The following is a 17,127-nucleotide window of genomic DNA, read 5'->3' on the forward strand; positions in this document are numbered from 1 at the left end:
AAATGATATATAATTAGAATGGTGTAGGCTTGGCTGATAGGTATCATGTTAATCAATGTGGTTGTACTGGATGGATGAGACGGATCAAACCCGGAGACATTGATGGCGAGTAGGGAATATTGCCTTTTTTAATTGTGCTCCATATGATTTTTTAATAAAGGTTGTGAATCTGATGGAAAGTCAAGTAGAAGATCATCTTACTTTTTTGGGAGAAAAGATAAAGATGTATGTAAATAGACAAGAATATGAATTGGCCCGGGAACATGTGGCGGAATTGGAAGCGATTCTTGATTCTGGAGATAATATGGATACTCAAGTACAATTTCTTTCACTTTACAGGATTGCGGAGTTTTATCATTGTGTTCATAATTATGATAAGGCAGTGGACTATCATAAGCGGGCGTTAGCTTTCAATGAAATGGATAAGATACATAGCAAGCTGGTAATAGATACGTATTTGGATTACGCTGGACTGGAAAGAGAATATGGGCGATTTTCAAATGCCAGGAAATTGTTAACGGAATTAGTAGCGCTTCTGGAGACAATGGATCAACAAGACGCTTATGATTTTGGGCGGATATACAGTAGTCTAGGTAAGGTGGATATAGGTGAGGGAGACGATAAATCCGGTTTAAACCAGTTGGAAAAGGCGTTAGGTTACTTTCGCCAAGTAGTACCTGAAGCGAATCCTGTTATCGGACAGACCATTCATACGATCTCGGATATTCACCTTCGTATGGAAGCCTATGACCAAGCATTACATCTTCATCAATCGCTGTTGGAAACATACCAACAGATTGGCGATAAGGTCAATGAGGGAAAATCACTGCTTAAGATGGGGAAATCTACTTTTATATCGATGCGAAAAAGGCAAGAAAAACGATTACCCAAGCATTGAAGCTATTCGAGGAAGTGTACGAAGGCAAACAGATAGATATTGCAAAAGGAAACTTCCTGTTAGGCGAACTTGATGAAACGATGGGAGGTATCCCGAGGGCGCTTAAGTATTACAAACGTTCCCTCGGACAAATGGATGGTTTTTACAGCGAAAATCATTTTCTGACCGTATATGCTTATTTGAAAATAGGAACGCTGTCCATCACTGTAAATGAATGGGAACAAGCCGAAAAATATTTGAAAAAAGGGTTGCCTCTCTCGGATGCTTTTCCGAAGATGAGACTCCAATTCTTGCATGCATTGGGCAAAGTTTATTCCGAAAAAAGAGCCTATGATCAAGCATTTTCTTATTTTCAGGAATTCTTGCAAGGACTTAAACAAGATGGACGAAACGACTCAAAGGGATATGCGGATACCCTTCAGGAGATTGGATTCAATTTCAAGTATCAGGATCAATTAGAAGAGGCCCAACGATACTTTGAAGAAGCGTTGGCAATTTATGAACAGCTAAAGCCTGGACTTCTCGAAGAAGCGGGAATGATCTGTATGCGTCTGGCTTATTGTTGTGAATATAAGACGAACAAGGATTTAAAAAAAGCGGAATTTTATTATGAAAAGGGGTTTAAGCGGATAGAGAAAATACCTGATCAGGAAATGGTGCAAGAAGCATTAGCTGGCGTTATTGAATTTTTTACACGTATCGATAATCCGAAAAAGAAGCGGAAATACGAGGACAAATTTGTTAAGTTACAAACCGCAAACCGGCAATAAAGCTTGATTTACATAATGTTTTACTAATCTGACCTATCAACGTTAATGGTTGTAGAGGGTTGGATTATTTTGTTCTAGGAGAACATTTCAAGAGTCCTTTCCTTATAGAGTCCTCTTCGAAAATCGCCGAAGCATGTACTAGAGAGGAGCTCAAGTACATGGAATTGCTGAAATCGTCGAAGTATGTACCATAGAGAGGAGCTCAAGTACATGGAATCGCTGAAATCGCCGGAGCATGTACCAGAGAGGGGTACTCAAGTACACGGAACTGCTGAAATCGTCGAAGTATGTACCATAGAGAGGCACTCAAGTACATGGAATCGCTGAAATCGCCGAAGCATGTACTAGAGAGGCGCTCAAGTACACGGAAATGCTGAAATCGCCGAAGCATGTACCATAGAGGGGTACTCAAGTACACGGAATTGCTGAAATCGCCGAAGCATGTACCATAGAGAGGCACTCAAGTACATGGAATTGCTGAAATCGCCGAAGCATGTACCAGAGAGGGGTACTCAAGTACATGGAATCGCTGAAATCGCCGGAGCATGTACCATAGAGAGGTACTCAAGTACATGGAATCGCTGAAATCGCCGAAGCATGTACCATAGAGAGGCACTCAAGTACATGGAATTGCTGAAATCGCCGAAGCATGTACCATAGAGAGGCACTCAAGTACATGGAATTGCTGAAATCGTCGAAGTATGTACTAGAGAGGCGCTCAAGTACACGGAATTGCTGAAATCGCCGAAGCATGTACTATAGAGAGGCACTCAAGTACATGGAATTGCTGAAATCGTCGAAGCATGTACCATAGAGAGGTACTCAAGTACATGGAATCGCTGAAATCGCCGGAGCATGTACCATAGAGAGGAGCTCAAGTACATGGAAATGCTGGGACATACGTCTTAATTTGCTAGCAACGTTTTTTCGATAGTTGGATGCGTTGACCATTTCCCAGTGAAGCAGCACACTTTTTCACGTTTTGAGAAAGATAACTAGCCGTTCGACTGATTAGAAATTATCCCCATCTTAACAAAACCCTGGGGTGTAGCGATTTAAATTGGAGGAAATTTCTAGTAATTTGTACTAGGAGAATGGGCCTCTACCAAACAATAAATATTTTTTGTTAATTTTGATCTACATCAAGGAATCAAGTTAAAACCCGTCCTATACTAAAGATAGAAAAACAAAAGGAGGCATACAAAATGAAAACCATAAAATATCAATTAGAGCCATTAACTTGTCCATCATGTATTAAGAAAATCGAAGGGAAACTGGGGAAAATGAATGGGGTGGAAGAAGCGAAAGTGATGTTTAATTCCAGTAAAGTAAAAGCAACCTATGATCAGGAACAAGTCACATCCGATGAATTAAAAGCAACCATTGAGAAGCTTGGATTTCCAGTAGTTTCCTAAGATTAGTAGCTGCTCGAGGTAGGGTAGCTACAAAGGGGGGATGAAAATGCGTAAAGTAAAAAGAGTTCACGTCGTTATAACTTCAGGAAGCTTATTGATTCTTGCATTCTTATTTCATCTTATCGATATGTCCGTTTGGAAAGACATTACGCTCATTGCAGCAACCTTTATTGCTGGATATTTCATTGCTAAAAAAGCAATACAAACGACTATGATGAAAGCATTCAGTATTGAATTACTTGTTACAATCGCTGTAATAGGCGCTTTATCTATCGGAGAATACGTAGAATCTGCCGCAGTTACATTCCTGTTTTTATTTGGTGCCTATTTAGAAGCACGGACATTGGAAAAAACACGTTCTTCTTTACAAACACTAATGGGAATGGCACCAATGGAAGCAACGGTTTTGGAGAATGGAGAACGTATCGTCAAGCCGATTCGTGACATTGACACAGGAGATCATATTTTGATTCAAACTGGAGAAAAGGTCGCCATTGATGGGAAGATCATTTCTGGCCAAGCATTTATCAATGAATCAACAATAACTGGAGAATCAATACTCGCTAATAAAAACATAGAGGATCAGGTTTTCAGTGGAACCATGATTGACCATGGCTATGTTGAAGTAGAAGCAGAAAAAGTTGGTGATGATACCGCCTTTTCAAAAATCATTGAATTGGTGGAGGAAGCACAGGAGTCTAAAGCAAAAACACAAAAATTCCTTGACCGGTTTGCCAATGTCTATACGCCAGGAATTCTTGTATTATCCATTCTTGTTCTCATTGTTACACAGAATTTCGAATTGTCTATAACGTTCTTAGTTATTGCATGTCCTGGAGCACTTGTGATTTCAACACCCGTTTCTCTTGTTGCTGGAATCGGTAATGGTGCAAAGAATGGTACATTGATGAAGGGTGGGGAAATAATAGAAAACCTTGCAAAAATCGATGTACTGGTTTTTGATAAAACAGGTACGCTTACAAAAGGGGAACCGGAAATGACAGGGGTGAAAGCTTATGATAGGGGGGAATCGGAACTTTTAACCATGACGGCAGAAGCAGAAATTATTTCAGAGCATCATTTAGGAAGAGCGATTGTTAAAGAAGCCAAAAGACGCGGATTGCCCTTACTAAACGAACCGGAAGAATTTACTCTAGATAAAGGTCATGGTTTATGTGCAACCATTGATGGGCAGTCTGTCGTAATTGGAAATCGTAAACTACTTCGTAAAAATGAAATAGAACTGCCGCTAACCGTTGAAACATATGCGATTGATGAAGAAGAAAAAGGGAATACAGCCATTTTTGTTGGCATCAATGAAAAATTAGCTGGTGTTATTTCCATTGCTGACCAAATTCGTCAAGAGGCCACCAGCGCGATGCAACACTTGAAAGATGCAGGCATTAAACAAACGGTAATGCTTACAGGAGATAATAAGCACACAGCTGAAAAAGTAGCTACGCAGCTGGGAATTGACGATGTGTTCGCGGAAATGCTTCCGGAAGATAAGGTGAATCACGTTCAACACTTAAAAGTAGAAGGGTACAATGTTTCCATGGTAGGTGATGGGGTCAATGATGCACCAGCAATTGCAGCAGCAGATGTGGGTATGGCCATGGGTGCAGCCGGAACAGATGCAGCAATGGAGACCGCAGATGTCGTATTAATGACAGATAAATTGGACAAAATTCCATATGCTTACACCCTAGCGAAAGCAACGGTGCGAAATATGAAGCAAAACATTTTCATCGCGGTTGGAACGGTTGCCTTACTTCTAGCAGGAGTGTTGGTAGGTGAAATATTCCTGGCATCAGGCATGTTTATTCATGAACTGAGCGTGTTGATGGTTATCCTTAATGCGATCCGCTTAGTCGGTTATAAGCAACGAAGACGGGTGAAACAGAAACAAAGACGCACCAATACAGCGGTAATTTAAGCCTATTTATCCATCGTTTTCATCTGAATAAGTTATACGGATAAAAATACAGAGGGGGCGTTCGTGATCATGAATAGAAAAGTAAATCTTTCGCATTTATGCGTTTCTAAAGTCCCTTTTTTTAACCATCTGAATGATGATGAGATGCTTAAAATAGCGGGGAAAAGTAGACATAAGGATTTTAAAAAAGGGGAAACCATTTATCATGCAGGTGATCCACTCGAATATTTGTATATTGTTCATCAAGGGCGTGTGAAGATTTATCAGTTATTTGAATCTGGTAAGGAGCAGTTATTACGTATTTTAGAACCGGGTGAATTCATGGGTGAGTTGGCATTGTTTACAGAAAAAACACTGGACAGTTATGCGGAGGCGATGGAAGCTAGCAATATATGCACGATCCATCGTGATGATATGCAAGATCTGATGCAGGATTATCCAACGATTGCGGTGAAAATTTTGGAGCAGTTCAGCAATCGCCTTGATAACACGGAAAAGCTTGTGGGTCAATTAAGTGCAAAAGATGTCGAAGCACGTATGGCCAGTTATCTGCTTGATCTGATTGATAAGAGCAACACGGATGAAATTGTGCTGCCAATGCGTAAAAAGGATCTTGCCTCATACTTGGGTACGACACAGGAGACGATTAGTAGAAAATTATCAAACCTGCAAACGAATGGATTGATTGAACAGAAAGGACATCGCAATATTAAGATTTTGAATAAAGATGCGTTATCTAATATTGCTTATGAAAGCTAGCGCATCTGTTTTTTCCTATTATTGAACACGTTATATAAGGATGGAAAAGCTGGCAGGATGCAAGGTAATTATGACAGGTATATACCAAGAGTAGTTATTTTGATTTTTACCGCTATCGTTAATCGACACATCAACCTCTTCAAAAAACAAGTAGCGTATAGCTAGCTTGTTTTTTGTTCATTTAAAATTAGAAAATTTTAAATTTATATGTTTACAATAATTAGGTTGTGATATATACTTAATCTCGACTATTTCAAAAAATAGAAGAATCTGTAAACAAAGGGGTTGTTTATGATGAAAGCCAACCGTAACCGTTGGTTGATTGCTTTATCTGCAATTATGATTCATTTGTCGATTGGCTCTGTATACGCGTACAGTGTCTATCAAAATCCGTTAAATGAAAGTGTGGGATGGGAGATAAGTGCGGTCAGTCTTGCGTTTACGACAGCGATTTTCTTCCTGGGTATGTCCGCTGCCTTTTTGGGGAAATTCGTCGAGCGGAATGGTCCTAAGCGTTCAGCTATGATTTCTGCCACACTTTTTGGTATTGGTACATTAGGTGCAGGATTTGGAGTTCAGCTGGAAAGCTTACCGGTCTTTATCGCTTTTTATGGTGTAATTGGGGGAATCGGTTTGGGTATTGGATATATCTCGCCTGTTTCCACACTTGTTAAATGGTTTCCGGATCGTCGCGGGCTTGCTACTGGGATGGCCGTTATGGGGTTTGGAGCAGGTGCATTAATTACCAGCCCGGTTGCTGAATGGCTAATGGGTGTGATTAGCATTCCAACCACTTTTTATGTTCTGGGAATTAGTTACATCATTTTAATGGTATCTGGAGCCAGTTACCTTGCCCCACCGCCAGAAGGATGGAAGCCTGCAGGTATGCGTGATCGGGAAAATAAAAATAAACCAAAAGCCAAAGCTGAAGAAGGAAGGGATCTTGCTCAGCTATATGCGCGAGAATCTTTGAAAACGCTTCGATTTTATTTGCTTTGGATCATGATGTTTATCAATATTTCAGCGGGCATTATGCTGCTTTCGGTTGCCTCCAATATGACACAAACCATTACAGGTGCAGGTTCAGCCACTGCAGCTACAGTAGTCGGTGTAATGGGTTTTTTCAATGGATTCGGGCGAATAGGCTGGGCAAGTGCTTCTGACTATATTGGACGTACCAATACCTATATGATTTTCTTTATCTTACAGCTCGGTGCATTTATCCTGTTGCCGCTTACAACCAATGTCATTCTCTTTTCCATTCTTTTATATATTATTATGACTTGTTATGGTGGGGGATTTGCATGTTTGCCGGCATATATTGGCGATCTATTTGGCACCAAACAACTGGGAGCTATTCATGGATATATATTAACGGCTTGGGCAATGGCCGGGATTGCTGGGCCGATGCTTATCTCTGTTACGTTTGAACGCACAAACAATTTCACGGCAGCTTTTGTCCTATTTATTTTTCTATTAGCGTTAGCATTGGTGATTTCCATTGTAATGCGTTCTAATATTAAACGGATACAGAGACAGGAGAGATCATCACAAAATTTGGTAGCCAATCAAAAATAAAGCGTTAAAAAACACAGAATAAAGTGTTTTCATCTTTAACAATTGGGGTATTGAAGTTATAATAACAGTAAAGAATAAATAGAGTGATTACATTAAAAATTAAAAAATAGAAAGGGGTCATTTTTTTGCAGGCAACGAAGGAAATTACTTTGAATGGTAAGCCGGTAACTATTGAAGAAAATCAAACTGCATTAGATGTGATGACTGCCAATAATGTAGAGGTACCGAGTTTATGCTATCACCCAAGTCTTGGCGCGATTGAGACCTGTGATACATGTATTGTCAGTGTAAATGGTGAATTGGTTAGGTCATGTTCAACCAAGGTAGCTGATGGGGATGTTATTCGTACCGATGAGGAAGGAGCACACGAGGCGCAATTATACGCTCTGGACAAGGTATTGGGTAAGCATGAATTGTATTGTACCGTGTGTGATTATAATAATGGTAATTGCGAGATACATAACACCGTGAAGGAAATGAAGATCAACCATCAAGAGACCCCTTTTGAATCTAAGGATTACAAGGTGGATCGCAATTCCTTTTACCGGTATGATCCGGATCAGTGCATTTTGTGCGGCAGGTGTGTAGAGGCCTGTCAGGATGTGCAGGTGACCGAGACCTTAACGATTGATTGGGAGAGGGAGAAACCGCGCGTGATTTGGGATAATGACACGTCGATTGAGGATTCTTCTTGTGTCAACTGTGGTCATTGCTCAACGGTTTGTCCGTGTAATGCAATGATGGAAGTTGGGATGGAAGGTGAGGCTGGATTTTTGGCTGGAATGCTTCCGGAAACTTCCATGCGTCCACTTATTAATATCACAAAAGATGTGGAGACCGGATATGAGCAGCTGATGACAATTTCTGACGTGGAAGCCTCCATGCGTGATAATAGGATTGAGAAAACCAAAACGGTTTGCACGTATTGTGGAGTGGGCTGCTCCTTTGATGTATGGACGAAGGACAGGCAAATATTGAAAGTAGAACCACACCAAGATGCTCCGGCGAACGGTATTTCCACTTGTGTGAAGGGGAAATTTGGTTGGGATTTTGTTAACAGTGAAGAGCGTCTGACAAAACCGTTGATTCGAGAAGAAGACGGCTTCCGCGAAGCAGAGTGGGAAGAGGCATATGGCTTAATTGAGCGGAAATTCAAAGAGCAGATAAAGAAAAAAGGTCCAGATTCCTTGGCTTTTGTTTCTTCTTCGAAATGTACAAACGAAGAATCTTATCTCATGCAAAAATTGAGTCGTTCTGTCATTGGGACAAACAATATTGATAATTGTTCCCGTTATTGTCAGTCTCCGGCAACAATGGGGTTGTGGCGGACCGTTGGATATGGTGGAGATTCCGGATCCATCGAGGATATAGGAAATGCAGAACTCGTCATTATCACGGGATCCAACACGGCGGAATCCCATCCGGTACTTGCAACGAGGGTCAAGCGAGCGCAGAAGTTGCATGGTCAGAAAGTAATTGTTGCTGATCTTCGCAGGCACGAAATGGCGGATCGGGCAGATCAATTTGTTCAACCGGCAGCAGGCAGTGACCTTGTTTGGATTTCCGCGGTGACAAAATACATTGTGGATCAGGGTTGGGAAGACAGGGAATTTCTGAATACACATGTCAATGGTATAGACGATTATATCAAGAGCCTTGAGCCATATACGCTGGACTATGCAGAACAAGTAACGAATCTCACGAAAAAAGAAATGATAGAGATCGCTAATTCTATTCATGAAGCGGATACCACTTGTTTTCTGTGGGCGATGGGGATCACACAGCACGGTGGAGGAAGTGATGCTAGTACAGCAATTTCCAACTTGATGCTGATTACAGGTAATTACATGAAGCCCGGTGCAGGTACTTACCCACTACGTGGACACAACAACGTGCAAGGTGCAAGTGACTTTGGAAGTATGCCGGACCGATTCCCGGGCTATGAACTTGTATCAGATGATGACGTTCGTACCCGTTATGCGAAAGGGTGGAACGTTGAAATTCCAACCAACCCGGGGCTTAATAATCATCAAATGGTGGAGGCCATCCATGAAGGCAGCCTGAATGCAATGTATGTCAAAGGTGAGGAGATGGCTGTCGTTGATTCAGATGCCAATTATGTACAACAAGCATTTGAGAAGCTGGACTTTTTTGTGATCCAGGATGTGTTTTTCTCCAAAACAGCTGAATTTGCAGATGTTGTTCTGCCTGCCAGTCCAAGTCTTGAAAAGGAGGGGACCTTTGTCAATACCGAACGTCGTTTCCAGCGTTTATATCAGGTGCTTGAACCACTAGGCGAGTCTAAACCGGATTGGCAAATCATTCAGGACATTGCTAATCTTCTCGGAGCGGATTGGAATTACAGCCATCCAAGTGAAATTATGGATGAAGCCGCTTCCCTCAGTCCGATGTTTGCTGGTGTTAGCTACGGACGCTTAGAGGGATATAATAGCTTGCAATGGCCAGTGGCAGCGGATGGAACGGATACACCGCTATTGTTCAAAGAGGAGTTTCCATTTCCGGACGGGAAAGCAAAACTCTATCCGGTTGATTGGACTAGACCGATCGATTTCGGAGAAGAATACGATCTCCATGTCAATAATGGGCGTCTACTTGAGCATTTTCATGAAGGAAACTTGACCTATAGATCCGAAGCAATCTCGAAAAAAACGCCGCGTGTGTTCTTAGAAGTATCTCCTGAACTAGCGGAGGAACGTGGATTAGAAGATGGGACGGTTGTCCGGCTGATTTCTCCATATGGAAGGGTGAAAGTATCCGTCATTGTAACGGATCGGGTGAAAGGGCATGAGCTATATTTACCGATGAATTCCCAAGGAGAAGGGGCGATTAATTATCTGACGAGCTTTCATGCTGACAAGGATACCTCGACGCCTGCTTATAAGGAAGTTCAGGTAAAAATGGAAGTACTTGAGCCAAAAGGGGAAAGTCCATTACCGAAAATCAATCATCGCTATGGTAATCCGCAGCCACAAATCGGTGTAGAAGTTGAACGAAAATGGGCACGCAAAGATTATGTCTATCCCGGTGATGTCGTGCGAGCAAGGGGGTCAAGCAACAATGGCTAAAGCAACTAAAGTGATCCATCGTATTGAACCAACAGAAGAAGAAATACGAGAACGTGACCTGAGGCAATTAGAAGAAACATTGCTAGAAAATAAAGAAGCGGTTGCCGATGCACTGAAACTGATGAATTATTTTCGCGATAATGAAATATTCAATATGCTCCATGCGCTTTTTGCTGAAAGGGATCAGGTGCTTGAGCAGGTCGTAACAGCTATTGACGAATCGGATGCAACCAAGTCAATGAAAAATGCCCTTCTTCTGTTAGATGTGCTTGGGAAGTTTAATGTGGAAGAACTTGAGCCACTCTTATATAAAATGAATACCGCTGTTTCCAGGGTGGCTTCCTATGAGCATTATGGGAAAGAAAGAGGCGGATACCCCGCCCTTCTTCGTTCCCTCAAAGATCCGGAAATGATTGAAGGTTTGAACGTTCTCATGGCCCTTTTAAAAGGTCTTGGCGTCAATCAAGAGGACAGAGAAAAGGCAAAATCAGAGTCTCAGAGGCAACAACACGCATGGGAAAAACGAAACACAGAGAGTGACGAGCGGCAATCCGGCCTTAGTGGCAAATGGTATGCCATCGCAGCGGGAGTTTCATTGCTGGCGGCATTGCCTTTGATTTTCAAAAGGTAAACGCTGAGGATAAGGGTTCAACTTTAGATAGGAGTGGGGCCTTTTCACAGATTGAAATAGACTCTTCGTATTAAGCTGTTTACTAAAGGGTTGGAACTGTACCAAAGGTTCGCCCCGCCGAAACCATTTGTTGTTTTTGATATAAAAGATATAAACTGCGACGTAAGTGTGGAATTCTCTTTGCGAACGATGGTTGAGTGCTTGGATGCCGCTACGCTCAACCAATGCTTGTCAAAAGAAATTGTCACTACATCGCAGTTTCCATCAACTGGGAAGATTAAAAAGTGACAATACTTATGAAAAGAGCTTACCATGAAGGGTGTACAAAATGAATGATGTAGAGTTAAAAGGATGGGAAATTGTCCGATTCAAAGAGGGAACCGCCTTACGTATAGATGAAGAAGTGGCAGAGGAATTTCCATTTACTGTGATAGTAAATGGCGAGGAGCTTGCAACAATGGTTTGTTCCCCGTCACACCTTCACGATTTGGTCGTCGGATTTCTTGCATCGGAGGGTATTATCCGTTTTTATAATCAAATAAGCCAGTTGCAAATGGATGAAGATCGTGGATTTGCCCATATTGAACTTACAAAACCAATGGACGTAGATCAACACGACTATTCCAAGCGATTTATCGGATCCTGCTGTGGAAAAAGTCGCCAATTTTATTTTAAAAGTGATGTAAAAACGGCCAAAACAATAACCAGTAAGTTAATGATAACTGTTGATCAATGTATTTCATTAATGCAGACGTTGCAGCGTGAGTCTGAACAATTTATTCGAACAGGCGGTGTCCATAATGCCGCGCTTGCAAATCGAGATGAACTCCTAGAAGTTCGGACAGATATTGGCCGGCATAATGCACTGGATAAAATATACGGTCATATGTTAAAAGAGTACGTGCAGCCAGCTGATAAATTAATTGTGTTTAGTGGACGGATTTCTTCCGAGGTATTGTTAAAAATATCCAAAATAGGCGTTGGAATTCTTATTTCTAAATCGGCGCCAACGGATTTAGCACTTAAGTTGGCAATGGATTTAGGGATTACGGTGATTGGATTTGCCAGAGGAAGTAAGATGAATGTCTATACCCACCCACACCGTGTCGTAGAAGCTAATAGATAGTGATGAATAAGGGAAGGGCATGATGCAAAAGGCGCATGTCCTTATTTCTATATTAGAAATATGCGTATTTGGAAATTCCAAGGCACACGGTCCATTTGTGGACTAAGGCTAAGGCAAGAAAACGATCGCCTTCTTGCCTTATGCCTTTTCAATAGGTAACGGTCTAGCAATCTTTATGCATATCTATAACCATCCGGCCTTGAATTTTCCCTTCTTCCATCTCGTCAAAAATATCATTTATTTCATGTAAGCATCTCGTTTCAACAACAGGAGACACTTTTCCTTCTGCACCGAACTGAAACGTTTCTTCCAGATCTTTTCGAGTGCCAACAAGTGAACCAACAACTTCAATACCATCCAGCACTGTTTTTACAATTTCAAGATCCATGGTTTCAGGCGGCAAACCAACTGCTACTACTTTAGAAGCAGCACGAACAGAGTTCACTGCTTGGTTAAAAGCAATTTTTGAAACAGCTGTAACAACTGCGGCATGTGCGCCACCTATCTGTTCTTGAATCCATTCAGCTGCATCTGCGCATGAGGAATTGAAGGTTAAGTCTGCACCAGCTTCTTTCGCAAATTCTAATTTATCGTCATTAATATCAATCGCAATTACTTTTGCGTTAAAAACATGTTTGGCGTATTGAATGGCCAGATTTCCAAGACCACCACATCCATAGATTGCAATCCATTGCCCAGGTCTAATAGCAGCCACTTTAATGGCCTTATAACTGGTTACTCCTGCACAGGTAATACTACTGGCTCTTGCCGGATCAAGTCCGTCTGGAACTTTAACTGCATAATCTGCAGCAACAACACATTGTTCTGCCATGGCACCATCTACGGAAAACCCAGCGTTCTTAATACTCCTACAGAATGTTTCTCGCCCTGTTGTACAATATTCACATGTTCCGCATGCTTGGTAAAACCATGCAATGCTCACTCTATCTCCAATTTTTAAGTTTGTTACATCATCAGCTATTGCTTTTACAATTCCAATCCCTTCGTGCCCTGGTATTCTTCCTAAGACTTCACCAAAATCTCCCTTTGCAACATGCAAATCTGTATGACAAACACCACAATATTCGATATCGACTAATGCTTGTCCAGATGTTAACTTAGGGGCTCCTACATCTACAATATCTAATTTTCCAGGATTCTCTGCACTCACTATCGCTGCTTTCATAAGGATGTCTCCCATTAGCATATATTTGTGAAACATTTCACAAATTCTATTATATATCACTTATATGATATTTACAAGGTTTATTAGAACGTTTAACAAACTTGAGTTGCGATGACGGGCATAAAATAAGAGAAGGGGTATAAGCAATTATCCCTATATCAGTTCTTCATTTTTCTAATCCACGTTCTCAGATTTCCTTCCCTTTTTGTATACCCTAAATAGTCAAAGAGTTCTAGTAATGGCAGTAAATTTTTCCTGGATAATTGTAAGCTGTCTCTCGCGGTTTGGAGATTGAATGCTTCCTCGTTTGTATGTTGTTCTAATCTCTTTCGGGCTTGATCTGTCGCTTCTTTTCCGATAAGTCTCTCATTATCCAATGCATACGCCCGCTCTGATTCAATTAAAAAATGATAAAATTCCTTCTGGAGTTCTGAAGGGATCTGGTGTTTAGCCAGAAGTTCGCTCCACTTTTCTACTTCCATTCCTTGTTGTTTTAATGCTTCTTCTGCATTTTCAAGCTTTTCCTTCCATTGGGGCGGCAATGATGGGTGCACGTCATGCAACGCAACATATTGATCGATGACCTTAATATTGTTTTTTTCCGTTAATCGATTGATGACAAATTCGATAAGGGAGATAGGATATTGTTGTTTCAATTCAGATATAATTTCCGCCTTATTGATTCCAATTCGCATCGGTAAACGTTTATGAAAGGATTCAAGTAAATCAATTAATATATCTTTGGCATGTTCGAAAGTTGAAGGAAGGGTAACAAGCCCTTTTTCTATTTCAATTAAATTTGGTTGAGCCTCAACTAATTCCTGCTCTGTAATGGAGGCATATTTTAATATTTCAGCACGTGTTAAAACAAGTCTCTCTTTCATTAATGATTCTATCCGGTCTTTGGTTGATCCTTCTTTTTTAAGTAACAATTGATCGATTGTCTTCTTCCCAAACCGGTGTTTATTCGCCTCTGGTTCTATAACCCATCCTCCACCAATGGTTTCTACAGGAGTCGGTTTTCTTAAAATAAAACGGTCACTTCGAGAGACAACAACTTGTTCATTTAACTGTATTTGACACAGTATTTCCGATTGTTCATTCGCACTGATTTCGTTTCGGTCAAAAAAGATAATTTTTCCCATAACTTCTGAAGTACCAATAAAAAGTTTAATTGGTTGGCGCTGTTTTACGTCATAGGTTATGTCTTTTAATGAATAAAACACAACATCGAGTCGATCGGAAATAGCATAGAAATTCCCTGCCACCAAGACGTCGCCTCTAGAAATAGACTTGTGGGAAACCCCGCCAATATTAATAGCGGTACGTTGCCCTGCAGAAGCTTCCTTTTTTTGTTGATGGTGACTTTGGATTTGTCTTACACGAACATCTTTATTTAGTGGTAATATCTTTAGATGCTCCCCCTGCTTTACCTTCCCGTCGTATATCGTCCCACGAACAACAACGCCTTGTCCTTTTACTGTGAAAACTTGATCAATCGGCAACCGGAAAGCAGTATTCCTATCTTTTTTAGTGATATGTAACAGTTTTTCTTTCAAAGCACTTTTCAACGCAGGGATTCCCTCTTTTGATAAACTATCAACCAAATAAATGGGAGTATCTTCAAAAAAGGTTTGACTTACTGTTTCTTTCACATCCTCGATAACGATTTCTAGCAATTCTTCGTCTACTTGGTCAATTTTGGTTATAACAACGAAACCATTTTCAATTCCTAATAGTGATAAAATATCAAGATGTTCCTTCGTTTGCGGCATGACGCCTTCATCTGCAGCAATAACTAATACGACCATATCGATTCCCGCCACACCTGCTATCATTTGTCTGATAAACCTTTCATGCCCTGGGACATCGATAATAGACACGTTTAATTGTTCTTCATCGATAAACGGTGCAAATCCAGGTTCAATAGAAATATTTCTTTCCTTTTCTTCTTTTAGTCGATCCGTATCCACACCAGTTAGAGCTTTTGTTAAAACGGTTTTCCCATGATCAATATGCCCAGCCATACCAATTGTCAAATACTTACGCATCTAGTCCACCTGACTTTCTCCTCGAATATTTCCCTTGCTTTAAAAATTCAAATGAATGTATAATAGACTTGAACTTGTTTCAATAGATTTGCCATGGGGTCGGATGAGGTACTGGTGTTCTCCTTGGTCTTCAAAACCATTTGGAAGGCGCGTGACGTCTTCGGTGGGTTCGATTCCCACACGATCCCGCCATACGATACATAGCATTATGACGCCCCATGTTGAATGTGCAAAAATGCTTCCGTAACAATATCCAATTCTTCATCGCTAACTGTTCTAAAATCGAGAGTGACTGCTTCATTTTCCAATCGAACGATGATTGGTACGCTGAAACGCCGCAACTTTGCCGCAAGTTCTGTGCTCTTATAACGATTATGTTTCACGTTAACTATATAGGTGTCAATTTCTACATCAGGCATTGTTCCTCCTCCAATTATAGATTTACCAGCCTCAACATTGCAAATGAATCCTGTTTGACTTGACTTTATCTTTTCTATAAATTTATGAGCCTTTTCCAAAATCGCTTGACTTGATTCCAAAATGTCATGAATAGTTGGAATCTCGTATTGTTCTTGTCCTCTCAAATAAGCTTTTAATGTTGCTTCTAGTCCTGCTAGGGTAAATTTATCGACTCGTAAGACTCTGGCAAGCTGATGTTTCTTCAATTTATCAATGAAAACGTTGTTACCTACGATGATTCCCGCTTGAGGGCCGCCTAGTAATTTATCACCGCTAAAAGAAAGGATGTCTATCCCTGCCTTTATTTTCTCCTGGACAGTCGGCTCTGTTCCGATGTGATTCTTTTGAAAGTCAAAAAGTGTTCCACTGCCAAGATCCTCATAAATGGGGACATGATATTGTTTAGATACGTTGATGAGCTCATCTGTATGAACTTCTTCTGTAAATCCAATCACTTTAAAATTGCTCTTATGCACCTTCATAAGTAATCCTGTATTTTCTGTGATAGCTTTCACGTAATCATTTACATGTGTTTTATTGCTTGTTCCCACATCGATTAATTCAGCTTGGCTTTCTTCCATTATTTCAGAGATTCGAAAGGAACCGCCAATCTCCACAAGCTCGCCTCGAGAAACAATGACCTCCCTACCTGTAGCAATAGCCTTTAATACGAGGTATACGGCTGCTGCATTATTATTTACAACGATAGCAGCTTCAGCTCCAGTTAATTGTGTAATATATTCCTCGACAATATCATGTCTTGAGCCCCGTTTACCAGCCTCTAAATTATACTCAAGTGTGGAATAAGAGGAAGCTGTATGTGTCATTTGGTCTATCGCTTCTTTACTTAAGCGTGCCCTCCCCAAGTTTGTATGTAAGACAACTCCTGTGGCATTGATAACTCCTTGCAAATTGTTTTGATAAAATAAATGTATTTTTTCATCAAGTTGATCAAAAATGAGTTCACTTAATTTATCCCTTGTTAACGCTTCATGATTGAGTTCGTTGTTTATTATTTTATTTCTAATAACATCAATTTGGTCATTAAGCCATTCCGTTAATACGTGTTCCGAGATGTTCAACGTCGTTACCATTTCGGAAAAGCGCGTATGCTCTTTTAATTGATGAACAGCAGGTAAATGGGGAAGTATTTTCATCTTAACACCATCCATGAATATATATTTTTTGTTCGCTTTTTTAAAAAAAACGTTTTATACTCTTATTATCACACA

The 17,127-nt window shown here is 40.7% G+C and carries 12 protein-coding genes and 1 tRNA gene; 10 read left to right on the forward strand and 3 right to left on the reverse strand.

Translation table 11 applies throughout. The features are described from left to right. Window positions 1-172 precede the first annotated feature (172 nt). The 9 genes from KFZ56_RS02835 to fdhD all read left to right on the forward strand — a co-directional run bounded on the left by KFZ56_RS02835 (window position 173) and on the right by fdhD (window position 12,199). Complete coding sequence (locus KFZ56_RS02835) at window positions 173-898, forward strand: tetratricopeptide repeat protein (RefSeq protein ID WP_222640126.1); 726 nt, start codon at window positions 173-175, stop codon at window positions 896-898. Further along, window positions 895-1,668, forward strand: coding sequence for a tetratricopeptide repeat protein (locus KFZ56_RS02840; protein ID WP_222640128.1), 774 nt, complete (start codon window positions 895-897; stop codon window positions 1,666-1,668). The genes KFZ56_RS02835 and KFZ56_RS02840 overlap by 4 nt, the downstream gene beginning before the upstream one ends. 1,205 nt (window positions 1,669-2,873) lie before the next feature. Beyond that, window positions 2,874-3,083 (forward strand): heavy-metal-associated domain-containing protein, encoded by a 210-nt coding sequence (locus tag KFZ56_RS02845; RefSeq protein WP_222640130.1) that lies wholly within the window; start codon window positions 2,874-2,876, stop codon window positions 3,081-3,083. A 46-nt stretch (window positions 3,084-3,129) separates the two neighbouring features. Beyond that, window positions 3,130-5,019, forward strand: coding sequence for a heavy metal translocating P-type ATPase (locus KFZ56_RS02850; RefSeq protein ID WP_222640131.1), 1,890 nt, complete (start codon window positions 3,130-3,132; stop codon window positions 5,017-5,019). 69 nt (window positions 5,020-5,088) lie between these two features. Beyond that, on the forward strand, window positions 5,089-5,778 hold the full coding sequence (locus KFZ56_RS02855; RefSeq protein ID WP_222640132.1) for a Crp/Fnr family transcriptional regulator: 690 nt from the start codon (window positions 5,089-5,091) through the stop codon (window positions 5,776-5,778). Window positions 5,779-6,072: 294 nt separating this feature from the next. After that, a complete protein-coding gene (locus KFZ56_RS02860) occupies window positions 6,073-7,356 on the forward strand; it encodes an L-lactate MFS transporter (protein WP_222640133.1) in 1,284 nt (427 codons plus the stop codon). A gap of 119 nt (window positions 7,357-7,475) precedes the next feature. Further along, on the forward strand, window positions 7,476-10,442 hold the full coding sequence (gene fdhF / locus KFZ56_RS02865) for a formate dehydrogenase subunit alpha (RefSeq protein WP_375540690.1): 2,967 nt from the start codon (window positions 7,476-7,478) through the stop codon (window positions 10,440-10,442). Beyond that, the gene (locus KFZ56_RS02870; RefSeq protein ID WP_222640134.1) at window positions 10,435-11,073 is read left to right on the forward strand and encodes a helical membrane plugin domain-containing protein; all 639 of its coding nucleotides are present in this window, start codon (window positions 10,435-10,437) and stop codon (window positions 11,071-11,073) included. The genes fdhF and KFZ56_RS02870 overlap by 8 nt, the downstream gene beginning before the upstream one ends. 328 nt (window positions 11,074-11,401) lie before the next feature. Next, complete coding sequence (fdhD, locus tag KFZ56_RS02875; protein WP_222640135.1) at window positions 11,402-12,199, forward strand: formate dehydrogenase accessory sulfurtransferase FdhD; 798 nt, start codon at window positions 11,402-11,404, stop codon at window positions 12,197-12,199. Between the two features lie 163 nt (window positions 12,200-12,362). Here the strand turns inward: fdhD and adhP are convergent, their stop codons facing one another. Together adhP and selB are read right to left on the reverse strand one after the other, a co-directional pair. Beyond that, the gene (gene adhP / locus KFZ56_RS02880; RefSeq protein WP_222640137.1) at window positions 12,363-13,385 is read right to left on the reverse strand and encodes an alcohol dehydrogenase AdhP; all 1,023 of its coding nucleotides are present in this window, start codon (window positions 13,383-13,385) and stop codon (window positions 12,363-12,365) included. Window positions 13,386-13,543: 158 nt separating this feature from the next. After that, window positions 13,544-15,436, reverse strand: a complete 1,893-nt coding sequence (gene selB / locus KFZ56_RS02885; protein WP_222640138.1) for a selenocysteine-specific translation elongation factor — start codon at window positions 15,434-15,436, stop codon at window positions 13,544-13,546. 95 nt (window positions 15,437-15,531) lie between these two features. Between selB and KFZ56_RS02890 the strand changes: the two genes are divergently transcribed. Further along, a tRNA-Sec gene (locus tag KFZ56_RS02890) sits at window positions 15,532-15,628 on the forward strand. 14 nt (window positions 15,629-15,642) lie between these two features. Here KFZ56_RS02890 and selA read toward each other — a convergent pair. Continuing rightward, the gene (gene selA / locus KFZ56_RS02895; protein ID WP_222640140.1) at window positions 15,643-17,052 is read right to left on the reverse strand and encodes an L-seryl-tRNA(Sec) selenium transferase; all 1,410 of its coding nucleotides are present in this window, start codon (window positions 17,050-17,052) and stop codon (window positions 15,643-15,645) included. Between the last annotated feature and the right edge of the window lie 75 nt (window positions 17,053-17,127).

Source organism: Virgibacillus sp. NKC19-3 (assembly GCF_019837165.1).
Lineage (GTDB): Bacteria > Bacillota > Bacilli > Bacillales > Amphibacillaceae > Virgibacillus_L > Virgibacillus_L saliphilus.